Source organism: Niastella populi (assembly GCF_002078015.1).
GTDB lineage: Bacteria > Bacteroidota > Bacteroidia > Chitinophagales > Chitinophagaceae > Niastella > Niastella populi.
Map to the genome: position 1 here is coordinate 194,091 of NZ_LWBP01000254.1, position 26,681 is coordinate 220,771.

Genomic DNA, 26,681 nt, shown 5'->3' on the forward strand with positions numbered 1-26,681 from the left:
TATGCGCAGGATATTGACAATGATCGTTGCCATATTCGCCCTGTTGCAGGTAACTGCACAAACTACGGATGCCAAAATGAAAACATTCGTGGCCGGCCTTATGGCAAAAATGACAATGGAAGAAAAGATAGGCCAGTTGAACCTGGTAACACCCGGCTGGGGCGTGCCTACCGGTTCGGTAGTGAGCAAAGGCGTAGAAGATAATATTCGCAAAGGCCGTGTGGGTGGGTTGTTCGGCATCTTCGGTCCCGATAAAGTACGGCAGGCGCAAACGCTTGCCATGAACGAAAGCCGCCTTCGCATTCCGCTGATCTTCGGCCTCGATGTGATACATGGACATAAAACCATTTTTCCCATTCCGCTTGGCCTCTCCTGTTCGTGGGATACGGCGCTTATTGAACGAAGCGCCCGTATTGCCGCCATGGAAGCATCGGCCGATGGGTTGTGCTGGGTTTTTTCTCCAATGGTTGATATTGCCCGCGACCCACGCTGGGGCCGTATTGCCGAAGGCGCAGGTGAAGATCCGTATCTGGGGTCGAAAATCGCAAGGGCGATGGTGAAAGGCTACCAGGGAACCGATCTGTCGAAAGACAATACGGTTATGGCCTGTGTAAAACATTTTGCCTTGTACGGTGCGGCAGAGGCCGGCCGCGATTACAATACCACCGACATGAGCCGCATCAGAATGTACAACGAATACCTGCCGCCCTACAAAGCGGCCGTTGATGCCGGGGTGGGCAGTGTGATGAGCTCGTTCAATGAGATCGACGGTATACCGGCAACCGGCAACCGGTGGTTGCTTACCGGTTTATTACGTAACCAGTGGGGCTTTAAAGGTTTTGTGGTTTCCGATTATACATCTGTGAACGAAATGATAGCGCACGGTATGGGTGATCTGCAAACTTCTTCTGCCCTGGCCCTGAACGCCGGGCTCGATATGGATATGGTGGGCGAAGGATTTTTGACCACTTTGCAGAAATCATTGAAAGAAGGAAAGGTGACGAAAAAACAAATTGATGATGCCTGCCGACGCATACTGGAGGCAAAATACAAACTAGGTCTGTTTCAGGACCCCTTCCGCTATGTAAATGAAGGCCGTCCTGAGAAAGAGATTCTGACAACGGAGAACCGCCAGGCTGCGCGGGAAATTGCTGCCCGGTCTATCGTGCTTTTAAAGAATGAACGCCAGGTGCTGCCTTTAAAAAAGTCAGGTACCATTGCGTTGATAGGCCCGCTGGCAAACAATCAGTCAGAAATGCTTGGCACCTGGGCAGTATCGGGCGATAATACAAAAAGCGTAACCATACAAAAGGGGTTACAGAATGCAGCAGGCGCCGGCGTGAATTTCCTGTATGCAAAAGGAGCCAATATTACCGATGATACTTCATTTGCCAAACGCATTAGCCCCTTTGCCAAACCAACGGAAATAGACCCCCGTCATCCCGATGATCTTATTCACGAGGCTATTGACGTTGCCGCAAAAGCCGACGTAATAGTGCTGGCGGTTGGCGAAGCGGCGGAAATGTCGGGCGAATCGGCCAGCCGCACCGATCTCGATCTGCCGGGCAGCCAGCGCAAACTGGTAGAGGCGATGGTAAGAACCGGCAAACCGGTAGTAGTGGTATTGCTGAACGGCCGCCCGCTGGCCATTCCCTGGTTACATGAGCAGGCGACAGCTGTTGTGGAAGCCTGGTTTGCAGGAACCGAAGCTGGTAACGCCATTGCCGATGTGTTGTTTGGGAATTACAATCCATCGGGTAAACTAACTGCTTCCTTTCCACGCAATGTAGGACAGATACCCATTTACTATAATGCAAAAAATACGGGCCGGCCATTCGAAGGCGGCAATCCCAAATTCAAGTCAGATTATCTCGATGTGGTGAATGAGCCCCTGTACCCGTTCGGTTATGGGTTAAGCTATGCTGCATTTAATTATGACACAGTGCTGCTCAGCCACGATACCTTACGAGCCGGCGGAACGATAACCGCCTCGGTAACGGTAACCAATAATAGCGATATAGCCGGAGAAGAAACGGTGCAACTATACATTCGTGATATGGTTGGCTCCGTAACACGACCGGTAAAGGAACTGAAAGGGTTCAAAAAAATAATGGTGAAAGGGCATGAAGCGGTAAAAGTGGAATTTACCATTACTGAAAACGATCTGAAATTTTATAACAGTGAGTTGAAGTATGTGGCCGAGCCGGGCGAATTCAGGGTTTTCATAGGCACCAACAGCCGCGATGTGAAGGAAGCGGGTTTCAGGTTGGTAAAATAATTTTGAGCCGTAAATTGCGACCAAACTATGAATCAATGGCACCTGTGAAAAACATAATTTTCGATCTGGGCGGCGTATTACTGAACCTGGGCATTGCGCAAACGCGCGATGCGTTTATAAAGCTGGGGCTTAAGCAAATAGATGATCTCTTTCGTATTGGGCACGCACATGGTTTCTTCAGGGACTATGAAGTAGGCGCAATTACAGACGAGGAGTTTGTTGAAAAGGCCCGCCGGTTGTGCCATCCGGGCACCACTGGCAGTGAGGTAATAGATGCGTGGAACGTTATGCTGCTCGATTTTCCGGCAGAACACGTTCAGTTTCTGCAATTGCTAAAAAACAAATACCGGTTATTCTTATTCAGCAATACCAACGCCATTCACCTGCAGGCATTTCAAAAAAGTTACCGGGAAGTATATGGCTCGGCCATGGACGATCTTTTTGAAAAAGCTTATTATTCACATTTGATCAACCATCGCAAACCCGATGTGGCGGCCTTTGAGTTTGTGATAAAGGACAGTAATGTAAATGCTGCGGAAACGCTTTTTATCGATGATGCGTTGGTAAATGTGGAAGGGGCCCGGCTGGCGGGTTTACAGGCACATCATCTTACCGGTGGAAAAACCATTCTCGATCTGGGGCTGTAAAGTATTTTTCAGGGTATAGTTTTCATACGAACGGCGGCTGAAACATTTGGTAGCACAGGTTTTTCATATGAAAACAGGGCGTTTTCATATGGCAGCGTACCTTTTTCATATGAAAACAGGGTGTTTTCATATGGTGGAGTACCTTTTTCATATGAAAACGGGGTGTTTTCATATGGTAGCGTACCTTTTTCATATGAAAACGGGATGTTTTCATATGGTGGAGTACCATTTTCATATGAAAGTGGTATAAAATAATATGAAAAAGTACCGCTTATTTTTCCTTTACCTCCTCAAAATCAATGTATTCGCCCGATTTTGGCTTAGTTGCGGTTGGGTTGTCGCCAGAGGAAGGCCTGCCGGAACCGGCTTGCTGCTGCTGCTGCAGGGGGTCCTGCTGTTGCTGCCTGCGTTGAAATTCTTTTACCTGGCTGCGAACCCGCCACGAAACTTTAATAATGGGCACCAGGAAATTGAATACAAATTTGTATAAGAAGTAGGCAAGAAGTATGTATAATAAGATGCGTGTAATGCTCATATTAAAAAAACTAAAGGTACACGTACAGCACCTAACAAACTGTTAAGTTGGCTGAGACAAATAATTTTTTCATTAGCTGCAAACGGCCCCGGTCATTTGTTTGGGAACATGGCAAAACTATATCAAATCAACAAGTATGGCATTGCGAAAGTTCAAAACACTGTTTTTTTAGAAGTTCTTCCAATGATAAACGGTGGCGGCCACCCATGCTGATTTTCGTTTATTCAAAATTAACAAAGGGGTTTTTGGAATTAATTGGGTAATTACCTTACCTTTGCCAAGGCAAAAGATGAATAGAAAGGGAACGGAAATCGTTCCCTTCTTTATTTCCCATAAGAGCATGGAAACACCAGTACAGGTAATTGAAAAAATGATACAGGATATGTTAGCCAGTGACCCGGCTTATTTCCTGGTTGAGATTAGAGTGAAACCTACCAATAATGTAAAGCTTTTTTTGGATGGCGATCAGGGAGTGACCATTGAGAAGTGCATCTCCTGGAACCGGGCTTTATATAAGAAAATTGAGGAGGATAATCTATTCCCTAACGGAGACTTTTCGCTTGAAGTATCTTCTCCCGGCGTTGACGAACCCTTAAAAATGTTGCGACAATACAAGAAAAACCTGGGCCGTACGGTAGAGGTTGTGCTTAAGGACGGTATTAAAGTTACCGGCAAAATGATTGAAGCAGGCGATGAGGGTATAACGGTAGAGGAAACCAAAGGAAAAAATAAAAAGAAAGAGGTAATTCAACACCAATTTCAATTCGATCAAATAAAATCAACAACAATTCAAACTGTATTTTAATAGACTCTCCCGGCACCAGTGCCGGGAGGAAAAAAAATGTAGAATATGGCAAGCATAAACCTGATAGAGGCCTTCGCAGACTTTAAGGAAGCCGAAAATATAGATCGCCCTACTATGATGAAGGTGGTGGAAGATGTTTTCAAGACCCTGCTGCGTAAAAAATATGGCAGTGACGAGAATTTTGACGTAATTGTGAATGCTGAGAAAGGTGACCTGGAAATTATGCGCCGCCGTACAATTGTTGAGGATGGGGCCGTGATGGACCCGCTGGCTGAGATAGCTTATAGCGATGCCGTAAAAATTGAACCCGACTTCGAAGTTGGGGAAGAAATATATGAGGAAGTAAATATCCTCGATTTTGGCCGCCGGGCCATCCTGGCCGCCAAACAAACCCTGGCCAGCCGTATTAGTGACCTGAAAAAGAACGTACTGGTGAAGAAATACGGCGACAGAATAGGCGAAATTATCAGCGCCGAGGTTTACCAGGTTTGGAAAAAAGAAATATTATTGCTCGATGAAGAAGGGAATGAGTTAATATTGCCTAAGTCTGAGCAAATTCCGCAGGACTATTTCAAGAAAGGTGAAAATATCCGCGCCGTTGTAAAAAAAGTAGAATTAAAAAACAATTCTCCGGTCATTATTTTATCCCGTACCTCTCCCTCTTTCCTTGCAAAACTGCTTGAAATTGAGGTGCCTGAAATATTTGATGGTTTGATTGTTATTAAAAAGATCGTTCGTGAGCCCGGTGAAAGGGCCAAAGTAGCCGTTGAATCTTACGACGATCGTATCGACCCCGTAGGCGCCTGCGTAGGGATGAAAGGCAGCCGTATCCATGGGATCGTACGGGAACTGAAAAACGAGAACATCGATGTCATAAACTGGACCAATAATATTCAACTGCTGATCCAGCGTTCGCTTACCCCTGCCAAGATCACCACCCAGGACCTTGACAATGATAAAAAACAGGCGAACGTATACCTGAAACCCGACCAGGTTTCACTGGCCATCGGTAAAAAAGGGGTGAATATTAAGCTGGCACAAGAATTAACCGGATATAGCATCGACGTATATCGGGATACGGAAGGCGAACCACAGGAATTCGATATCGACCTGGAAGAATTCAGCGATGAAATTGAAACCTGGATCCTTGATGAGCTCAAACGCGTTGGTTGCGATACAGCCCGCAGTGTACTTGATCTTACACCCGAAGAGCTGGAAAGAAGAACCGACCTGGAAAGAGAAACCATCAATGAGGTGCGCCGGATCCTGAATGAAGAATTTGAAAAAGGATAGGCAGAGAAGTCCTATTTGGTTTATAGCTGTAAGGAACCAGCAAATTATTAAAGCCGTTTAATTGGTAATGGTCTGTGTATGAGCATGGAACCGTTTACACGCATGGTTTTAAATGTTAATATGACCAAAATGACTTTTTACCAGTAATTTGCTTATCCAAACAGCGAACAAAACAAAAAATTGTCTTACAATAACGAATGGCAGAAACAACAACACTTAGATTAATGGCCGCAGCCAAAGAGTTTAACATCGGCAAAGAAACGCTGGTAGACTTTTTGGTAGGAAAGGGATTTAGCAAAGACGACCTGAAACCTACGTCAAAACTGACGGAGGATATGTATCGTGCTTTGCAACAGGAATTCCAGAGTGATAAAGTGGCCAAATTAAAAAGCGACCAGATCGATCTGCCGAAGGGAAGCCTGGAAGCGAAGAAGAAGAAGGAAGACGATGCCGCAGCTGCGAAAAAAGAGGTGGTTAAAAAACAGGAACCAACACCTGTAGTGGAAGAAAAGAAAGAGGAAAAGGTAGAGAAAGTAGAAAAGATAGAGAAGAAAGAAGAAATAGTAGAAAAAGTTGAGACGGTAGAGGCTGTTGAAAAGATAGAAGAAACCCCACCTGTAGAAATTACGCAGCCACCGGTTGTTGCTGAAACAGTGGTAACTCCAACTGTGGAGGAAAAGGAAGAGCCGAAGAAAGAAGAAGTACCGGAAGAGCCAAAAGTGGAAGAAACGCAACAACAGGAAATAACAAAAGTGGAAGCACCCGGAATAGAAGGGCCTAAAGTGCTGGACAAGATCGATCTTTCGGCAATAGATTCTTCGACAAGACCGAAGAAAACGCCTATTGTCGTTAAAAAGAAAGAACAGGAGCCGCCGGTAAAGGCCAAAGAAGAAACACCACAGCCGAAGGAAGAAAAGCCGAAGCCGCCAAAGGAAGTAGTACAGGAAACCGCAGCGGAAACTGTTGCTCCGGTAGCCGAGGAAAAGGTAAAGAAGCCAAAAGAAGAAGTTGCTCAACAACAGCAGCCTGCAAAACAACAGGTAGTTGTAGAAAAGAAAAAGGAACAGGAGCCGGTAAAGGAAGTGCAGAAAGAAAAAGAAGAAGAGAAAGAAGCACTGCCCCCGGTTATTGAAAATATTAAAGCAGATAAACTTACGGGACCGAAAATTCTGGGCAAAATAGAATTACCGGTTGGCGACGAAGCCCGCACCAAACCGAAGCCCAACGAGGAAAAGAGGAAGCGCAAGCGCATTCCCATTGAAAAGAAAGACCAGCAGCAGTCACAACAAACTGCGCAGGAGCGGGCTCAGCATCTTTTCAAGAAAAGAGAACCAGGTCAGCAGGGCGGTCATCACGGTGGCGGCCATCACGGAGGTGGTCAGGGCCAGCAAGGTGGTCAGCATCGCCAGGGCGGCCAGCAGGGTGGCGGTAACTTCAGGGGAGGTAACCGGCCTAACCAGCAGCGCCATGGTGGTGGAAATCGCCACGTGTCACGCGAGCCGAAAGAGATCAACGAAAAAGAGATCCAGGATAAAATACGTGAAACACAGGCCAAGTTGTCGGGCAACAAGGGCGGTAAGAGCATAAAAGCTAAACGCCGTCACGAAAAACGCCAGGGCATGGCCGAAAGGGAAGGTGTTGAAGGACAAGACAACAAACTGCAGGTTACCGAGTTTATCAGCGTAAGCGAACTGGCCAACCTCATGGACGTAAGTTTTGCCGAAGTGATCAGTAAGTGTATGAGCCTGGGCCTCATGGTGTCTATCAACCAGCGTCTGGATGCCGAGGTAATTGAACTGGTGGCCGGTGAGTTTGGCTATGAAGCCGAGTTCATCGATATGGAAAAGCAGATGGAAATGGAAGAAGAAGAAGAGGCCGACAACGAAGAAGATCTGCAGCACCGCGCTCCCATCGTTACCATCATGGGTCACGTTGACCACGGTAAAACGTCATTGCTCGACTATATCCGCAGCGCGAATGTGGTTGCCGGTGAAGCGGGTGGTATCACCCAGCACATTGGTGCCTACGAAGTAACGCTCCCCAACGGTAAAAAGATCAGTTTCCTCGATACACCCGGTCACGAAGCGTTCACCGCCATGCGTGCCCGTGGTGCCAAAGTAACCGACATTGCCGTGATCGTAGTAGCTGCTGACGATGCCGTGATGCCGCAAACCAAGGAAGCCATCAGCCACGCACAGGCTGCCGGGGTACCAATGATCTTTGCCATCAACAAAATAGATAAAGACGGCGCAAACGCGCAAAAGATATACGAACAGCTGGCCGGTATGAACCTCCTGGTTGAAGAATGGGGTGGTAAATACCAAAGCCAGGAGCTGAGCGCCAAAAAAGGATTGAATGTTGACAAGCTCCTCGAAAAGATCCTGCTCGAAGCAGAGTTGCTGGAGCTGAAAGCCAATCCCGATCGCGAAGCTACAGGTACTATCATCGAAGCTACCCTCGATAAAGGCCGCGGTTATGTAGCCACCGTACTGGTACAGAACGGTACGCTGAAACATGGCGACCTGGTTGTATCGGGTCAGTTCTACGGTCGCGTAAAAGCAATGTTCAACGAACGTAACAAACGGGTCGACGAAGCGCCGCCTTCTACCCCGGTTCTTATTCTCGGTTTGAACGGTGCGCCACAGGCCGGTGAGAAGTTCAAGGTTTATGAAGATGAAGCAGAAGCAAAAGAAGTAGCTAACCGCCGTGCACAGATCCTGCGTGAACAGGGTATCAGAACCAAGAAACACATCACGCTTGATGAAATTGGCCGCCGTTTGGCACTGGGTAACTTTAAACAACTGAACCTGATCCTGAAAGGTGACGTGGATGGTTCGGTAGAAGCCCTGAGCGATTCATTACAGAAATTATCAACCGAAGAGATCGTTGTTTCGGTAGTACATAAAGCGGTGGGCGCCATCAGCGAAAGCGATGTAATGCTCGCTACCGCATCTGACGCCATCGTAGTAGGTTTCAACGTGCGTCCATCAACGCAGGCCAACCGCCTGGCAGAGAACGAAGGCGTGGAAATCAAACTCTACTCAATCATCTATAACGCAATTGAGGAAGTTAAGAGCGCTATGGAAGGGATGTTGGAACCGAAGATCACCGAAAAGATCGTTGCCAACGTGGAAGTACGGAACGTATTCGTGTTCGACAAAGCTACCGTTGCCGGTTGTTATGTACTCGATGGAAAAATTCTGCGTAACTCCAAGATCCGCGTTATTCGCGATGGCATCGTAGAATATCCTAAGGGTGAAGGACAAAGCGCCGAACTGCAATCACTGAAACGCTTTAAAGACGACGTGAAGGAAGTGCCTTCCGGCATGGAGTGCGGGTTAACCGTTAAAAACTTCAGCGGTATTAAAGTAGGTGATATCATTGAAGCGTTTGAACTGGAAGAAGTAAAAAGAACATTATAAGAGTAACAGGTTACAGGGTCCAGGTTTCAGGGAAATTGCACAAGGCAGGCCCTGTAACCTGCAGCTTGTAACCTTTATCATTTTACCTGACACAACTTTTTGTTAATTAACGTATCCCGTTCAGTAATTGGCCAGGTAACATTTAAATTTGGCACTGTCCCTTTCAAAAAAGAATCAGATGAAACCTGTATTTACATTTGTTACCGCCTTGTTTTTTGTGACCATTGCGGTAGCACAGGCACCCCGTAAAGTAACTGCCGATAAAATCGTAGGCATAGTTGGCGATAAGATCATTTTAAAATCTGATGTTTATAACGATATCCTCGACCGTCAGCGTCGTGGTGAACCCGTTCCTGAAAATGCCGATTGCGCAATTATGGAACAGATCCTCACGCTGAAAGCCCTGGTAGTGCAGGCCGAAAAAGACTCTATTCAGGTGGGTGACGATGAAATAGAAGCCCTGCTCGATAACCAGATCCGCGGTTTCGTAAATATGTACGGGTCAAAAGAAGCACTGGAAGAAATTGCCGGCCGTACAGTTTACCAGATCAAAGAAGATTTCCGCCAAACCTTCAAGGAAAGAAAGCTCGCCGAGCGCATGCGCGATAAAATTGTTGAAAATGTAAAGATCACGCCGCAGGAAGTAAAAGACTTTTTCGCGAAAAAAGACCAGAAGAACCTGCCCTTTTACGAATCGCAGGTGGTGATAGGGCAAATTACAGTGAACCCGAAAGCGAGCCGCGACCTCGAAAAGCTCACCATCGATGAATTGAACGACTTCAAAACGCAGGTAGAATCAGGCACACAGAAGTTTGAAACCTTAGCGCGTTTATATACCGATGACCCGGGAAGTAAGGAAAGCGGCGGTCAATATTCCATAAACCGTACTGAAAAAACATGGGACCCGGCGTTTCTTAACAACGCCTTCCGCCTCAAAGAAGGCCAGGTATCCCCGGTGTTTAAATCAAAATTCGGTTATCACATTATACAAATGGTAAGCCGCGCCGGTGATGATGCCATCGTTCGCCATATATTACGCATTCCAAAGATCACTGATGATGAAATAAATGAAGCCATCGACAAACTCGACTCCGTACGCGCCAAACTGATAGCAGGTACCATTACATTCGGTGAAGCGGTTGCCAAGTACAGTGAAGATGAGAATTCAAAGTTTACCGGTGGCTATTTACAGGGTCCAAACGGAAGCACATTTCTTGAATTGAACCAGCTCGATAAAGACCTGGTAGAGCTGTTAGGCAAAAGCGGCTTAAAAGCCGGCGAATATTCGAAACCTACCCCTTACACCGATGAACGGGGAAAAAAAGGTGTACGCATCATTTATTTGAAAACACGTACAACACCGCACGTTGAGAATTTGAAAGACGATTATGACCACCTGGCAAAAGACGCACTGGAAATAAAAAAACAAAAAGCGCTTGAAACCTGGTTTGAATCTAAAATTCCGACATACTACATCATGATCGATCCTGATTTTAACGCCTGCAGCACGTTGAAGAACTGGATGCAATATGCGACCGCCAGCAATAAGTAACAGACATTAAAAATGGAACATATTTGAGCCCCGGCATTACTGCCGGGGCTTTTATTTTAAATGGTACCTGTGCCATAACGATATCTAACGCCCCCCTGGTCCGGCTATCAAGACCAAGGGGTTGTTTTTGTAATGGTGATTGGGTATATTTGAACGGTCTTTTTGCGGTCATTTGCTGTTATATGCTTTTGCAGTAATGTATTATTCATTGCAATAAATAGTCATTTAAGTGTAGGTGTAAACCCTTAAATGGGGTAGAAACGTATCCATGACTGTTGGCGTGAACCAGCTTTTAAGTATTTTGTATAAGTATTTACATGTAAATATCACGTTAAAATTTATCATGTAAGCTGCACATGCTGTATGTTAAAACAGTCAAAGAAATCCATTCCTGAAGTAATAACTGATTATACCGCCCTTAGCCTGCAAACGGATCTGGCGGGTATAATTTTGTCGGCTTCATCCGAACTGCTTTCTTTCACTGGCAAGCATCAGGAAGAGCTTATAGGCATTTCTTTCAAAAAGATCATCGACTCCACCGATAAACCCAAACTACAGGCCATATTAAATACCGGTATTGATACCGGTTTAACAATTCAACTTGCATTGAAAGGAAAATCGGGCGTGCGTCAAATTGGTTTTTCTGCCACACAGGAAAAAAGTAGCCGCAAAACAGGCGATGTAATTGCCTGGAAGGCTGTTCATGACCCGCGTTCAGCCCCTCTGCCGTCTTCAACCGATAACCTGCTCCAAAAATTCTTCCGCTTTTCGAACGACCTTTTGTGCCTGATCGATGAGGAAGGATATATAAAAAACGTAAATCAGCCGTTTACCGACCTGCTGGGCTATACCGCCGAAGAAATGCAGGACAAACATTTTATACATTTTATTCATTCCGACGAACGGCCATCGTTCATTGAGTTAGGTTTTCTTACCGCTGAGTTCGATTACTTATGTAAGAACGGCCAGGTAAAAAGGATTTCCTGGTCAACCACCGGCCTCGAAGAAGATAAGTGCGTGCTCGCCATAGGCAGGGAAATAACAGCGCGCATTATTCCTGAAGAATCCAATGCAACGCTGAAGGAAGTATACCAGGAACTGAAAGAAGTTACTGAACGGTACAAAGCATTTGTACAACAAAGCTCGGAGATCATCTGGCGGTGCGAGTTACAAACGCCCATCAATATTGACGACCCTGAAGAGAAACAATTACAGCAGTTGTTCGCAGGCACGCTCGCCGAATGCAACGACCATATGGCGCATTTTTACGGATACGAAAATGCGGCCGGCGCTATAGGCAAAAAAGTTTCGGCATTCTTCGATCCCAATGAACCGGTAACCTGCCAGGTAGTACAGGAGTTTATCAGGGGCGGGTACAAAATATATCGCCGCATGTCGATGCATATCGATCACGAGGGCAATAGAAGATTTTTCCTGAATAACCTCGTAGGTGTTGTAGAAGATAGAAAGTTATTGCGCGTTTGGACCACCCAGAACGAGATCACCCAATTGCGGCTGGCCGAAAAAGCCAACCGGTACCAGGCTACTGTACTTGAAAACGTGTTTGATGCAGTAATGGCTTCTGATGAAAACTATTGCACCAAAAGTTATAATCACGCAGCTGAAAAATTGTTTGGCATAAAGACTGCCGATATAATGGGCAGGGCCATACATGAGCTCATCGACTTTGATTTTCACGATACAACCCGTGAAAAGTTGTTGGAAGAATTATTTTCAACCGGCGCCTGGAATGGGCAGCTCTCATTTATACGGCCTTCAGACGGGAAAAAGATCATTTTATGGTCAACGATATCCCTTCTAAAAAATAAAAAGGGTCAGATCACCGATATCATTTCAGTAAACAAGGACATTACCGAACGTAAGCAGGCAGAGCAGGCAATACGGGAAGGCGAAGAACGCTTTCGCCAGTTTGCCGATGCGGCGCCTGTTATCATTTGGGTGGCCGATGAAATGGACAATACCATTTATGTAAACAAATGTTTTGAACAGTTTACCGGGGTTACGTTGAATGAAGTTGGCGGCGATGGATGGGCGAAGATCGTTCACCCGGCCGACCAGCCGATAGCAATAGAAAAATACAAACGTTATTTCAGGTACCGCGAACCGGTAGTGCTGGAATACCGTATCAGGAATAAGGACAATGAGTACCGCTGGGTGCTCGATCATGGTGTGCCCCGTTTTTTGGAAGACGGCACCTTTGTAGGATATATTGGTTCCATAGTTGAAATACACGACCGCAAACTGGCCGAAGAAAAGATCCGTTTTCAGGTGCAGGTAATGCAGGATGTGTCGGAAGGAATTGTTTCAACCGATCTGGAGCTCAACATCATCTCGTTTAATAAAGCGGCTGAAAATATTTATGGCATACCCGGCCACGAAATTATTGGCCGGCGCCTCAATGATATCATTAACCTCACGTATTTGTCAAATACCTGGGAAGGCGCCTTGCAGGAAGTGCATGAAAAAGGAAGCTGGGAAGGCCAGGCTTATTACAATCGCCTCGATGGTAAACGCATTTATCTTAACTGTGCGCTGTCGTTTGTAAAGAACGATCGCGGAACCCGTATTGGTTTCGCCGGCATTTACCGCGATATTACCGAGGCGCGTCAATCGCAGGAAGATCTGCGGATAAATGAAGAACGGTACCGTTCTGTAGTGCATGCGTTGGGTGAAGGTATCCTCATGCACGATAAGAACGGCGATATCATTGCCTGCAACCGCAGCGCTGAAATGATCCTGAACGCGCCCTGTGAAGTTTTGATTGGAAAAAAATCGATTGAAACGGAAAGCATATATATATATGAAGATGGTACGCCATTCCCGAATGAGCAACATCCTTCCCTCATAACGTTGCGAACCGGCCGTTCCTTACAGAATGTGATCATGGGTATTCAGCACAGGGAAGGTCCGCTGGTTTGGATCTCGATCAATACCGAACCGGTATATTACACCGAACAACGCGTACATCCCGATGCGGTGGTTTCTTCGTTTGTAGATATTACGCAGAAGAAAGCGGCGGAAATAGAACTACGAACCAGCCAGCACCAGTTGAGAGAATATTCAGAACGTATCACAAACATTCTGGCCAGTATAACCGATGGCTTTATTGCCGTTGACAAGAACAAGCAGATATTCTTATGGAACCATTCGGTAGAGTATTTGACCGGATTGAATGCAAAAGATGTTATTGGTTCCGACGTAGAGAAGATCTTCCCGAATTTTGTAGGTACTACCGGGTACCACCATTATATAGAAGCTATCGAAAAAGGCAATTCCTCCACCTTCGAACATTTTTTGCCTGCCTTTGACCGTTGGCTCGAAACCAGTGTATATCCGTTTTCCCAGGGCGCGTTTATTTATTTCAAAGATATTACCGACCGTAAAAAACAGGAACGGTTGCTTGAACTGGAGAAAGAAGTGCTTGAAATAAATGCGCAGCCGGCGGCTTCGCTGAAAACCACCATCGATTATTTCCTTGGCGGGTTGGAAAAGATCTTTACCGAAATGATCTGTTCGGTAATAATGCCGGGTGATGATAAGCAAAGCATTCTGCACTTATCGGCCCCCGGCCTGCCTGAAGAATATGCCCGTTCAATAAACGGCATTCCCATAGGGCCCGAAGTAGCTTCCTGTGGTACGGCTATATACAGAAAAGAGAAAGTAATTACGGTTGATGTTGAAACTGATCCCCTGTGGCAGGGTTACCGCGATCTTGCGCGGCGGTTCAAATTGCGCTCATGCTGGTCGTTCCCTATTCTGAATGCCGGCAACGAGGTGCTGGCAACCATTGCCGTCTATCACCGGTATCCGGCAACGCCTACTGAAAGCGAATTGAATTTGTTTGAACGTATCAGCAGCCTGTTGCGGATAATCATTGAAAATAAAAATTCAGAATTAAAGATCAGGCTGAGCAATGAACGGTATTTGCTGGTAACAAAAGCCACCAACGATGCCATTTGGGATTGGGATGTGAACACCAACACCCTGTATTGGGGTGAAGGTATTTATACCCTGTTTGGTTTTAAACCGGGATATGTAGATAACTCAAACCATTTCTGGGAAAACTGCATACACCCCGAAGATCGCGACCGGGTAGTGAATGGCCTGAATAAATTTATAAAAGACAGTACTGCCAAAATATGGGAAGATGAATACCGATTCATAAAACCAAATGGCGAGTATTCACTGGTGTTTGACCGTGGCTTTTTAATTTTTGACCACTCCGGTAAAATAGCCCGCATGGTAGGTTCCATGCAGGATGTTACCGATAAAAAAGAGCTTGAAAAGAAGTTGCTGAAGCAGGAAGTTGATAAGCAAAAAGTGATTGCCCAGGCGGTGGTGAACGCACAGGAAAAAGAGCGCGCCGAAATTGGCAAGGAACTGCACGATAATGTGAACCAGATCCTGTCAACCGCAAAACTCTATCTTGAACTGGCGCAAACCGATGATGAGAGCCGCCTCGACCTCATCAATCGCAGCACCAATAATATTTCTGTTGCCATCAATGAGATCAGAACCATTTCCCGTTCACTGGTGCCGCCAAGCATTGGCGACCTGGGACTGATCGATTCGGTGCAGGACCTGGTTGAAAATATAAAGGCCACCCGGCGTTTGCATGTTGAGTTCTATTATTCAGGAACAATTGATAATGTGCTGGATGAAAAAAGAAAACTGATGCTGTTCCGGATCATTCAGGAACAGGTAAACAATGTATTGAAGCATGCGGCTGCGAAAAATCTGGTGATAGAATTGATTGCCGACAGTGAAGGCCATGCGGTAGACCTTACGATCAGTGATGATGGCAAGGGATTCGAACTGGATAAAGTGCGATCGAAAAAAGGTGTGGGCCTCTCGAATATTGCCAGCCGGGCCCAGTTGTTCAATGGCAGCGTACATATTGTAACATCACCGGGCGAAGGTTGTAAACTAAAAATAAATGTCCCTATTTCAAATATCTAAACCCCCTTATTGATTATGGAAAAAATTAGTGTATTAATTGCAGACGACCACAAATTGATACGGGAAACCTGGAGTTTTATACTCAATAACGATCCTCGTTTCACTGTGGTTGCTGAATGCGGCGACTCGGAACAGGCTGTGGAAATGGCCAAAAGCAAAAAGCCCCAGATCGTGCTCATGGACATAAACATGCTGCCCATTTCGGGTTTTGAGGCCACTGAAAAAATCAGAAAGGTATCGCCTGCTTCCCGCATCATTGGCATCAGCATGCACTCGCAACCGGCCTACGCCAAAAAGATGTTGCAGATAGGCGCCCGTGGTTATGTTACCAAAAACTCCTCCAAGGAAGAGATGATAACGGCCATTATGGAAGTGCACGGCGGCAACAAATACATTTGCGATGAAATAAAGAATAATATCTCCGAGCTGGTACTCGAAGAAAATAAGGATGTGCCGAATGTAAATGCACTCACCGAACGTGAAATTCAGATCATAAACCTGATAAAGGAAGGGCAGTCGTCGAAAGAGATTGCAATGAGTTTGAATATTTCGCTGAAAACGGTAGAAGTGCACCGGCATAATATTCTGAAGAAATTAAAGCTCAAAAATTCGGCATCGCTCGTAAACTTTATAAATAATGTGGCTACCAGTATGTAAATGGGGGCACTGGTAATCGAAATCTTGTAGTATATATTCTACAACAGGTATTTATTTGTAAAGTTTACAGGGATATTCCATAACTGTTTGGGGGACATGCAACACCGGCCTAAGGGTAAACCTTTATTTTTGGCTGAAAAAATTCATTAAGTGTTCAAAAGACATTGAATTTTTTATGATTTCTTTCAGAAAAATCATCAATTTAGCGCTACCAATATCTATAGTAAAACAATTAAAATCCAACGTCCAAGATCCAAATCCTAAAGAAAAGCTGAACCGTCCAATGCCTGTTTAAATTAAAAAACAAACCGGCGCAGATATTGATCCAATGTCCTGATGAGGAACAACCCCCATACCTATGAAGACTGGGGGTTTTTTCATTTTCCCGCCTTAACATTCCATTGTTTCTTCTTCTCATTTATTCCTTGTAACTTTGCGCTTTCTTTTTATAATCGGGAGTAATTCATGAGTGATGCAATAAAGCATGAATGCGGACTAGCATTCATCCGTTTAAGAAAGCCGTTCTCCTACTATTTGCAGCAATACGGTACAGTAATGTGGGGCCTTAACAAGCTGTACCTGCTCATGGAAAAGCAACACAACCGCGGCCAGGATGGTGCGGGTGTAGCATCGGTGAAGCTGAACGTTGAACCCGGTTATCCCTTCCTGCAGCGGATCCGCAGCAGCGCCCACCAGCCAATTGCAGATGTTTTCAGACAAATAAACCAGGAAGTGAAAGAGCTGGAAAAATACCAGCCCGATGTAATGAAACATCCCGGACTAATGAAAGGGCATATTTCATATCTCGGTGAATTGTTGTTGGGGCACCTGCGTTATGGCACACAGGGAAAGAACAATGTAGAGTTTTGTCATCCGTTTATAAAACGCCACACCATTCCGGCACGTAATATGGCATTGGCGGGCAACTTCAACCTCGTTAATACCGATGAGTTGTTCGATCTCATCAATATTGAGCCCGGCGAATTTCAAAAGCAAAGCGACCTGGCTGCTATGATGGAGGTCATTCATCACTTTGTAGTAAAAGGCGACGAGCAGTCGCCCGGTGAAATGGATGTACTGAGCGCTTTGCGCAAAGCCGTTCCGCTTTTTGACGGCGGTTTTACCGTTGGTGGTTTACTGGGTAATGGCGATTCATTCATTTTCCGCGATGCGCATGGCATTCGCCCCGCTTATTATTATATAAGCGAAGATGTTATTGTAGCCGCTTCAGAGCGGTCGGCCATCCGTACCGTATTCAATGTTGGCGAAAATGAAGTGAAGGAACTGATGCCCGGCATGGGATTGATCGTAAAAGGCAATGGCGAAATAACCATCGATAAAATAACAGAGCCTAAAGAACGCAAGGCCTGTAGCTTCGAACGCATTTATTTCTCAAGGGGCAGCGATGAAAAGATCTACCGCGAGCGGAATGCCCTCGGTTATAATTTGAGCCCGCAGATCTTAAATGCCATCGATCACGATCTTAAGAATACGATCTTTTCTTTTATACCTAATACAGCCGAAGTTGCTTTTTACGGGTTATGGAAGGGCCTCGACGATTATTTGAAGCAGGTTAAAATTCAACGCATATTATCGTGGGGCAGGGATATTTCAGAAGATAAGCTGAGCGAAATGATCAACCGTAAGATAAGGGTTGAAAAGATCGCGATCAAAGACGTTAAGATGCGTACGTTCATTACGGAAGATGTAAGCCGTAATGAAATGGTGCAACACGTATATGATATAACTTACGGAACGGTGGAAAAAGGAGTTGATACCCTGGTGGTGATCGACGACTCTATAGTACGGGGCACAACCCTGAAAGAAAGCATCGTACGTATGCTGGCCAGGCTGGAGCCAAAGAAGATTATTATTGTATCTTCAGCACCACAGATCAGATATCCCGATTGCTATGGCATAGACATGAGCAAACTGGGAGATTTTGTTGCATTCAGAGCGGCGATTGAATTGATGAAAGAGACCGGCAAAGAAGATTGCCTGAAGGAGCTGTACGAAAAGTGCAAAGAATTGCAACGATTGGGTCAGTTACATACGGAAAACGTGGTTCAGAACGTTTATAAACCATTCACAACCGAACAGATCTCTGATAAAATTGCTGAATTAATTACACCTAAAGGCCTTAATTTGCCGGTTCAGGTGATCTTTCAGACAATAGAGTCCCTTCACAAGTCGTGTCCAACCAATACAGGCGACTGGTACTTTACCGGTAATTACCCGACCCCTGGCGGCAACCGGGTGGTAAATAAAGCATTTATCAACTATATGGAGGGTAAAAATGTGAGAGGGTATTAAATTTGCCTATCATGTTGAATACTACTTCATTATTAATGCATTTTTAAAATGAAGTTTGCATATATCAAAAAAAATGCTTAATATCAGGTACGGGAATATATGTAACTTCTTCTATACCCCAAGGAAAACAACGGTATAAGCTCATCCATTAGTAGTTGTACAAAAGGTCTATGAACAACCTTTGGTTGTTTTGCGTGCCGTTGTGCAGATAACAAGCTCATTCAAACACTACTGAAAAAAAATTAGTATGAGTAAAATTACCATCATGATTGTTGATGATCACACCCTGATCCGCGAAACCTGGTCGTACCTCTTAGGCAGGAACGAAGAGCTGGAAGTTATTGCGGAATTAGGGGACGGTCAGCGCGCCATTGAAATTGCCAGGGATAAACGGCCCAACATTGTACTGCTTGATATCAATATGTCGCCATTGAATGGGTTCGATATATTGAAAATGATCCGTAAGTTATCGCCCGGTTCAAAAGTTATAGCCGTATCGATGCACTCACAGCCGGCGTATGCCAAAAAAATGCTGCGCCTCGGCGCCCGTGGCTACGTTACCAAGAATTCTCCCCGTAAAGAAATGCTTGATGCCATTCATCAGGTAACTGCCGGTAATGTTTACATCTGCCAGGAAGTGAAAAACATCCTTTCTGAACAAATGATGAATGAAGATGAAGGCGGTGACGGGCTGAACCAGCTTTCTGAACGCGAAATAGAGGTGATCAACCTTATCAGGAATGGATTGTCGTCGAAAGAAATAGCCGATAAGCTGGCCATCTCTATAAAAACAGTGGAAGTACACCGCCACAATATTCTGAAGAAATTAAAGGTGAAGAACACTGCTTCCCTTATTAACTATATCAACTCTAGCGGACTGTAATTCTCCTCTACCATATAAGTACATAATACATCTAAATAAAACGTATTTTCCCCCGGAGGCGGGTGCGTTTGGCAAAGTATTTGCGGCAAATGCACTTGCCGACCGTTTAGCTTCCTATGGGGAACCAATTTTAATAACAGGCCTGTTAAAATTTCTGATTCCTTTGATCGAACTCATTATTTTTAGGGGGATTAATCCCCCTATTATTATTTTATGAAGTCAGTATTAATTATAAGGCACGCAAAAAGCAGTTGGGATAACATTGGTGAAAGTGATTTTGACCGGCCTTTGAATGACCGGGGCAAAGATGATGCACCCAAAATGGCCAAACGGTTGATTGAACGGCATGTTTCAATCGATGCGTTCATCTCGAGCTCAGCCAAAAGAGCCCGCAAAACAGCCGCCCTTTTTATCAAAGAATTCGATGGCGACAAAGAACAGATCATTTTAACGCCCGAGCTGTACCTGGCTGGTCCGGATGCCTTTTACGAAGCCATTGCGAAGGCGCCTGCATCGGCTAAGACCATCGCGGTTTTTGCCCACAACCCCGGTATTACAGAATTTGCCAACGAACTTACCGATGTGCGGATAGACTATATGCCTACCTGCGCCATCTTTGCCGTTAAAGCTGAGATCAAAAACTGGTCGGAGTTTAAAGATGCAGATAAACAATACTGGTTTTTTGATTATCCAAAGGCGAAATAGGACCGGGATGGTCTGGCGCCGGGGAACGGTTAAAGACCCCACGTATTTGCAGCAAGTGCACTATTGAAAATAGTGCCGCATCGACGTTACCTCAACCCCTCTTTATCTTTTCAACCATCGATCGAAGTACTTCCTTATAATCATCCATCACCAATGCCGGCTGCCGGTAAGAAAAAGCTTTTGCTGCAGCCAGCGCTTTTGTAAGTGAGAACCGCGCTTGCCGAGCTGTATAGGCCAGTTGTTGTTTGTGCAGGTGTTTCGCCAGGTACTCCTGTTCTGCCTGGCCCGGTGTAGCCACCAGGATACTTTTTTTTCCGAGCTTCATCAGGTCCATAACGGTTGTATAGCCCGGGCGGCTTACTACAAACGCCGAATCGCAAATCAGTTGGTTTAGCAAACCGGCAGGTGCGTGGTTATAAATGGTGCAGTTATTCTCTTCCTTTACATCGCTGCTTTCTTCGGGCAATCCCCGCACGAGCACAAGTTTTCCCCGCAGCAATTTCAATTCACCCAATACCAGCTTTTCAAAAATGCTGCGCTGCGGTTCGGGGCCCGAAAGAATGATAAGCACATCGATGTTATGTACCGGCAATTTGCAGCTGTTGAACCGGCTGATGCCGCCTATATACTGGATAGGGATTGCCGGCAGTTTCGCGGGGTTCGACAATTCCCCGGCCAGCGATCCTGCTCCCTGTTGATCGGGCACCCAGCAAGTGGAAAATTTTTTAATACGGCGGTAGTTCATCCATTGAACCAGGCGGTTTGCCAGGCTGCCCAACCCGGTTCTTATATATAGCTGATGGGTTATGAAAACAGAAGGCACACCTGGCGCATACAGGCCAAACCGGTTATCGGAAATGACGAGATTAACCATTTGCGACTTCAGGAAAATATTTAACCAGGTATTTTCGTTATTGATTTTGATCAATATTTTTGGTATCTGGAGGAAGATCCGGACTATTGTACCCCACCTCTTTTTTCCGTAGTTCAAATCATACCCTGTCAAATGCACGTAAACAAGCTGGGGGAACTCCCTGATGAGTAACGCTTTTTGCGTTGAATTACAGGCTATAATAACGTTGCAGCCCTGATGTAATAATTCGTTGATGATGGGAATACAACGGGTGGTATGACCTAATCCCCAATCCAACGGCGATAGTAATACGACGGGCTTTTCCGGTGCAGTGTTAAATTTGTTGCTTTCGGGCAATATCAAATACTAATTTGTTCGTAAAATAGTTTAATTTAGTAAGAACCAAGTATATGAAGAAAGTAAGTTATCCCGTGATCGTTTTATTAATTGTTAGCCTGGTTTTTGCCAGTTGCAGTTCAGGTAGAGGAATCGCTGGCGGCGGTTCATCCAAAAAATGCGGCTGTGGTTTAAACAGGGGATTTGTAGGTTATTAAAGTCGATGCAGACAATGAAAAACTCTAATCGTGATTTGCTTGTCCTGGTAAAGGATGCCTATACAAACAAGGAGGCTATGCAGCATGAGCTTCAGCAATTGAATAAGCTGCTGGTGAATTTTGAGACACTGGAAAGCTTTTGTATAGCACACGAGGTGTTCGATATTCAGAAGTATCGGATCCTGAAAAAGAAATCACAATTACAGAAGGTCATTGAAAGGGAAACCCTGAAACCTTTTATGTTTATCTGCAACAAGAACTGATCAGCATATTTCAGCATTACATAATTAAGCGAGCCCTCCGGAATCATGACGGAGGGCTCGCTTTTTTCATTATCTCATTATCACACTATCTCATTATCACATTATTATATTGTCAATTTCTTCAGTGCATTTCTGAGCTGGCCTATCATTTCAGCGATCTCTTCCTTCTTACAGGTGCCAACGCTTAAGCGGTACCACGGCGACGACCTGTCGGCCCCAAACGCGTAAAACGGAACAACAGCCAGTTTAGCTTCGTTCAGCAAATAGGCGGTTACATCGCTTTGTTGTTTCAATACGTGGCCGTTGGCTGTTTTTTTACCTGCCAGGTCTATTTTAATGGTAAGATAAATGGCGGCCTGCGGTGCAATGGCGTCAACGGAAAAACCTTCGCTTTTTAATTGCTGCAAACCATTATAAATATCGCGCAGCCGCACTTCAACTTCTGCTTTGAACTCATTCAGGTATGAATCGATTGCCGCATTATTGAGCAGGAAGCGGGCGCAGGCTTTTTGTTCAGCCATGGGCGCCCAGGCGCCGAGGTGGCTCAAAATGGCATTCATTTTATCGCGAATAACCTGCGGACCAAATGCCCAGCCTACACGTACCCCGGTGGCGGCAAAACATTTACTGATGGCATCGATAAAAATGGTATACGACTTCATGGCTGGCCTAAGCGATACGGGGTTATAGTGTTCAATATCGCCATACGTAAGCTGCCAGTACATTTGATCGTACATCACGTATAATTTCTTTTCATTGTCGCCCCGGCTGTTGTTCTCTTCCAGTACCATATCGCAGATCGCTTCCAGGTCGTGTTTGGTGAAGGTGGTGCCCGTAGGGTTTTGGGGCGAGCACAACGCCAGTAACGTAGCGCCTTTTAAATGCGGCTTAATGTCTTTGGCAACAGGCATAAAGTTGTTCTCAGCCCTGGCCTCTATCACTACGTGTTCAGCGCCAATAAAATGCGTATAATGGTTATTGTTCCACGAAGGAACTGCATAGATCACTTTATCTTCTTTATCGCAAACAGCGCGGTATAACGAATAAATAAGCGGCCGTCCGCCGGAAGCCACCAGAATTTCGGAAGCTTTATAATCGAGCTGTTCCCGTTCTTTCAGGAAGTGAACGAGGGCCTCACGCAAATCGAGGTTTCCGTCTCCGGCAGGGTAATTGGTAAAGTGGTTCCGGTAGGCCGTTATGATCTCTTCTTCTAGTTCTTTCGGAATAGGGAAAATGACCGGGTCAAAATCACCCACAGTAAAATTGTATATTCGCTCTCCCCCACGGATCTTATCACGAATTTCTCCGCCCAGTTTTACGATTTCCGATCCAATTAATGTTTCTGCAAGATGGCTAAGTTTCATCTGTATAAATTATAGCGCAAAAATAAGACCTTGTAGCCTTGTCTGCTTTTTACATGTAACTTTTCGGCCATGTTAACATGTATATCCTGTTACCTTTGCAAGGAATTAACAACTTAACCGTTTTTATTTTCAATAATTCAGGTATTTTTCTGTTATTGCAATACTATGAAAAGATGTTTACCGCTGGCTATGCTGTTGATAAGCTGTGTGTTAGCTAAGGCACAAACGGGTTATAATATTCCCATTACGCTAAAACCTTATAAGAATACCTATGTTTATCTGGGTTATTACTACGGTAAAATGAAAGCCCTTGCCGATTCGGCATTGCTCGATGCCAATGGCAAAGGGGTATTTGCCGGTAAGGAACCGTTGCCCGGTGGTATTTATTTCGTGGTTTCACCCCGCAAAGAGATCCTTTTTGAAGTACTGATCGATAAACAACAGAAATTCTCTATAGCGGCCGATTCGGCCAGTCTGCCCAATAATGTAACCTTTACAGGTTCGCAGGATAATTTGCTTTTTCACTTATATACCCGGTTCACCAACCAGATAGGTGGTGAGATCAACAGGACCAACGAAAGTTTCAAAGCGGCAAAAAATGAAAAGGATTCAGCAAAGCTGAGAATAAGGTTAAAACAGCTTACCGACAGAATGCAGTTGTACCGCGACAGCATGATAGCGAAGAACCCAAATACATTTTTAACCGCGCTGTTCCAGGCAATGAAAGAACCGGTAATACCCCCGGCCGCAAAACATCCCGGTGGTAAATACGATTCGCTGTATGCTTACCGTTTTTACAAATCACATTACTGGGATGGCGTATCGTTCAGCGATGGTCGCCTGGTAAGAACACCTTTCTTTGAAGCCAAAATGGAAAAATATTATAAAGAACTGGTGGTGCCCAACCCCGATTCAATAAAACAGGAAGTTGATCATATGCTGTTGTATTCAAGAAGCAACCAGGAAATGTTTAAGTTCCTGCTGGTGCATTTTGTGCAGAAGTATGTGAACCCTGAGTACATGGGGCAGGATGCGGTATTCGTTCACCTGTTCGAGAAATACATCAATACCGGCCAGGCCGACTTCTTTACCGAAAAGTACAAAGACTTTATGTTCAAGCGCGCCTATAGCCTGATGGCTAATTTAATAGGCCAGCCTGCGGCGCAGCTCGACCTGGTAGATACCCTCGATAAACCGGCTTCTTTGTACGACATTGAAAGTGAATTTACCGTTATCTGTTTCTGGGACCCCACCTGCAGCCATTGTAAAGAAACCGTTCCTAAAGTAGATTCGATCTTTAAAGCCAAATGGAAAAATGAAGGCGTTACAGTTTATGGGGTAATGGTAGATGGCGGCAAAGACCTTTGGAAGAAGTTCATCAACGACAATAAATTAAGCGGCTGGATACATGCATACCAGCTACCTTCACAACAAAAACAGGAAGAAGCGGCCGGTAAACCCAACTATCGCCAGCTATATGATGTATACCAGACACCAATTCTGTATTTGTTAGATAAGGATAAACGCATCATAGCAAAAAAACTTACCTACCTGCAATTAGACGAAGTGATAGACCTTAAACTTAAAAATAAAAAAATCTAACCAGTACTATGACTGTTATCAGTAAAGCGGCGGTTGCTTCATTATTGATCTTCATGACTGCCACAGGAAACGCCCAGGTATTATTTACTTACGGTGGCAAATCTGTTACAAAGAACGAATTCTTAAAAGCGTACAATAAGAATAATGCGGAAAGCAAACCCGGTGAAAAAGCGTACAGGGATTACCTTGAGTTATATATCCGGTTCAAACTGAAAGTACAGGCAGCGCTTGATAAAAGGCTTGACACACTGGCTACTCAGCAGGCAGAATTGCAGAGCTTTCGTAACCAGATCATGGATAGCTACGTGCGGGATGAAAGCAGCCTGAACCAACTGGTGTATGAAGCTATTGCCCGCAGTAAAAAAGACATTCACATTGCCCATATTTTCGTAGCGGCCAAATCTGATGCAACAGTTGAAGATGTAAAAAAAGCGAAGGAGAAGATCGATGCGGCCTGGAACCAGTTGCAAAAAGGACAGGATTTTGGAAAAGTGGCAATGGAATATTCAGAAGACCCAACCGTGTCGGTAAACAAAGGCGAAATAGGGTATATCACTGCATTGGTGCTGCCTTATGAATTGGAAAACGCAGTTTATGCAACACCGGTTGGCAAATATTCAGCGCCTGTTCGCAGCAAGGCAGGTTTTCATATTTTCCGCAATGTGGGCGAAAGAGAAGCGTTGGGAAGAATGAAGGCAGCCCAGATCTTACTGTCATTCCCGCCCGGGGCAAGCGAAGAACAGCAGAAAGAAGTTAAGAAAAAAGCCGATTCAATTTATAATGTTTTGACCAAAGGCAGCGATTTTAAAGCGCTGGTAACGCAGTTCAGCAATGATAATTTGTCGTGGCAGGCTGGCGGTGAAATGATGGAGTTTGGCGTTGGGCAATATGATCTTGCGTTTGAAAATGCAGCCTTCGCCCTTAAAAAGGACGGTGATATAAGCGCGCCGGTGCTCACCAGCTATGGTTACCATATCATAAAGCGCTTACAGCATAAACCGTTTGTAGCCGATACCGCCAGTGCGCAACTGAATGAAGATTTCAGACTGCGCATAACACAAAGCGACAGGATGGAGGTATCGCAAAAAATGTTGTACAAAAAAATATTACAGCTAACCGGGTTCAAAAAACACGCGGTAAATGAAAAACACCTGTTTGTAATTATAGATAGTGTTTTACAAGGCAAAAGCTTCCCGGTATTCACAGATGTAACAGCAAAAACCCCGCTGCTGTCATTTGCCAAAAAAACGGTAACCGTTAAGGACTTCAATACATACCTCGAAACGTTACATGGTTTAGAAAGCATACGGCAAAACAAAGGTCATCAGCAACTGCTGGAGGATTTCATTGAAGTAAGTGCATTCGACTATTATCGCCAGCACCTTGAAGAATACAATAAAGAGTTTGCCTATCAGTTAAATGAGTTCAGGGAAGGCAATCTGTTGTTCGAGATCATGCAGCGTAATATCTGGGACCCCGCCTCTGTAGATACCGACGGTTTGAAAAAGTATTATAATAGCCATAAAGATAAATACCAGTGGGAAAGCAGTGCCGATGCAATCATTCTCACCGCATCCCAGGCACAGGCAGCAGATGGCTTCCGTGAAAAAATGAAAGAGAACTATAAAGACTGGAAAAAATACATGGATCAGAGCGGCGGGCTGCTGCAGGGCGATTCGGGGCGTTTTGAATTGAGCCAGATTCCGGTTGTTGACAGAACCAATTTTACCGAAGGCCTGATCACCGCCAACGTAAAGAATGAATCGGATAACAGCGTCGTATTTGCATACATAGTTAAATTATATCCCAATCGCGAAGTACGCGGTTTTGCCGATGCACGTGGTTTTGTGATCAACGATTATCAGGTGTTCCTGGAAGAGAAATGGATAGCCGATCTTAAAAAGAAGTACCCGGTAAAAATTAATGAAGCGGTTGTAAAAAGCCTGCCCAGATAATTTAAACCTGACGCAACTAT

17 protein-coding genes are annotated in these 26,681 nt (G+C 45.0%); 14 read left to right on the forward strand and 3 right to left on the reverse strand.

All coding sequences use genetic code 11. The annotated features are described in order from the left end of the window. Position 1 precedes the first annotated feature (1 nt). Positions 2 to 2,278, forward strand: a complete 2,277-nt coding sequence (bglX, locus tag A4R26_RS33625) for a beta-glucosidase BglX (protein WP_081171474.1) — start codon at positions 2 to 4, stop codon at positions 2,276 to 2,278. 35 nt (positions 2,279 to 2,313) lie between these two features. After that, the gene (locus A4R26_RS33630) at positions 2,314 to 2,925 is read left to right on the forward strand and encodes an HAD family hydrolase (protein WP_081171475.1); all 612 of its coding nucleotides are present in this window, start codon (positions 2,314 to 2,316) and stop codon (positions 2,923 to 2,925) included. A 271-nt stretch (positions 2,926 to 3,196) separates the two neighbouring features. Here the strand turns inward: A4R26_RS33630 and A4R26_RS33640 are convergent, their stop codons facing one another. Then, positions 3,197 to 3,460: a DUF4834 family protein gene (locus tag A4R26_RS33640; protein ID WP_081171479.1), complete on the reverse strand. Its 264-nt coding sequence runs from the start codon at positions 3,458 to 3,460 to the stop codon at positions 3,197 to 3,199. A 289-nt stretch (positions 3,461 to 3,749) separates the two neighbouring features. On the opposite strand from A4R26_RS33640, the gene A4R26_RS33645 reads away from it, so the two are divergent. The 9 genes from A4R26_RS33645 (at position 3,750) to A4R26_RS33685 (ending at position 20,070) form a co-directional block, all read left to right on the forward strand. Further along, positions 3,750 to 4,265, forward strand: coding sequence for an LSm family protein (locus A4R26_RS33645; RefSeq protein WP_242675091.1), 516 nt, complete (start codon positions 3,750 to 3,752; stop codon positions 4,263 to 4,265). Between the two features lie 45 nt (positions 4,266 to 4,310). After that, positions 4,311 to 5,558 (forward strand): transcription termination factor NusA, encoded by a 1,248-nt coding sequence (nusA, locus tag A4R26_RS33650; protein ID WP_081171481.1) that lies wholly within the window; start codon positions 4,311 to 4,313, stop codon positions 5,556 to 5,558. Positions 5,559 to 5,755: 197 nt separating this feature from the next. Next, positions 5,756 to 8,980: a translation initiation factor IF-2 gene (infB, locus tag A4R26_RS33655; protein ID WP_165760509.1), complete on the forward strand. Its 3,225-nt coding sequence runs from the start codon at positions 5,756 to 5,758 to the stop codon at positions 8,978 to 8,980. 178 nt (positions 8,981 to 9,158) lie between these two features. Next, positions 9,159 to 10,532: a peptidylprolyl isomerase gene (locus A4R26_RS33660; protein WP_081171485.1), complete on the forward strand. Its 1,374-nt coding sequence runs from the start codon at positions 9,159 to 9,161 to the stop codon at positions 10,530 to 10,532. Between the two features lie 363 nt (positions 10,533 to 10,895). Continuing rightward, positions 10,896 to 15,512 (forward strand): PAS domain S-box protein, encoded by a 4,617-nt coding sequence (locus A4R26_RS33665; protein WP_081171487.1) that lies wholly within the window; start codon positions 10,896 to 10,898, stop codon positions 15,510 to 15,512. Positions 15,513 to 15,527: 15 nt separating this feature from the next. Continuing rightward, the gene (locus tag A4R26_RS33670; RefSeq protein WP_081171489.1) at positions 15,528 to 16,169 is read left to right on the forward strand and encodes a response regulator; all 642 of its coding nucleotides are present in this window, start codon (positions 15,528 to 15,530) and stop codon (positions 16,167 to 16,169) included. A gap of 465 nt (positions 16,170 to 16,634) precedes the next feature. After that, positions 16,635 to 18,482 carry an amidophosphoribosyltransferase gene (locus A4R26_RS33675; RefSeq protein ID WP_081171491.1) on the forward strand — a complete coding sequence of 616 codons (1,848 nt, stop codon included), beginning with the start codon at positions 16,635 to 16,637 and terminating at the stop codon, positions 18,480 to 18,482. Between the two features lie 247 nt (positions 18,483 to 18,729). After that, positions 18,730 to 19,365 (forward strand): response regulator, encoded by a 636-nt coding sequence (locus A4R26_RS33680; RefSeq protein ID WP_081171493.1) that lies wholly within the window; start codon positions 18,730 to 18,732, stop codon positions 19,363 to 19,365. Positions 19,366 to 19,578: 213 nt separating this feature from the next. Next, positions 19,579 to 20,070: a SixA phosphatase family protein gene (locus A4R26_RS33685; RefSeq protein ID WP_081171495.1), complete on the forward strand. Its 492-nt coding sequence runs from the start codon at positions 19,579 to 19,581 to the stop codon at positions 20,068 to 20,070. Between the two features lie 91 nt (positions 20,071 to 20,161). Here the strand turns inward: A4R26_RS33685 and A4R26_RS33690 are convergent, their stop codons facing one another. After that, on the reverse strand, positions 20,162 to 21,220 hold the full coding sequence (locus tag A4R26_RS33690; RefSeq protein WP_133054862.1) for a glycosyltransferase: 1,059 nt from the start codon (positions 21,218 to 21,220) through the stop codon (positions 20,162 to 20,164). 271 nt (positions 21,221 to 21,491) lie between these two features. On the opposite strand from A4R26_RS33690, the gene A4R26_RS33695 reads away from it, so the two are divergent. Next, positions 21,492 to 21,740 carry a hypothetical protein gene (locus tag A4R26_RS33695; RefSeq protein WP_133054863.1) on the forward strand — a complete coding sequence of 83 codons (249 nt, stop codon included), beginning with the start codon at positions 21,492 to 21,494 and terminating at the stop codon, positions 21,738 to 21,740. A gap of 104 nt (positions 21,741 to 21,844) precedes the next feature. On the opposite strand, the gene A4R26_RS33700 is transcribed toward A4R26_RS33695, so the two are convergent. Next, positions 21,845 to 23,104 (reverse strand): pyridoxal phosphate-dependent aminotransferase, encoded by a 1,260-nt coding sequence (locus tag A4R26_RS33700; RefSeq protein ID WP_081171499.1) that lies wholly within the window; start codon positions 23,102 to 23,104, stop codon positions 21,845 to 21,847. A 165-nt stretch (positions 23,105 to 23,269) separates the two neighbouring features. On the opposite strand from A4R26_RS33700, the gene A4R26_RS33705 reads away from it, so the two are divergent. Together A4R26_RS33705 and A4R26_RS33710 are read left to right on the forward strand one after the other, a co-directional pair. Further along, positions 23,270 to 24,706 carry a redoxin domain-containing protein gene (locus A4R26_RS33705; protein WP_081171500.1) on the forward strand — a complete coding sequence of 479 codons (1,437 nt, stop codon included), beginning with the start codon at positions 23,270 to 23,272 and terminating at the stop codon, positions 24,704 to 24,706. 8 nt (positions 24,707 to 24,714) lie between these two features. After that, positions 24,715 to 26,661 (forward strand): peptidylprolyl isomerase, encoded by a 1,947-nt coding sequence (locus A4R26_RS33710; protein WP_081171502.1) that lies wholly within the window; start codon positions 24,715 to 24,717, stop codon positions 26,659 to 26,661. Positions 26,662 to 26,681: the final 20 nt, after the last annotated feature.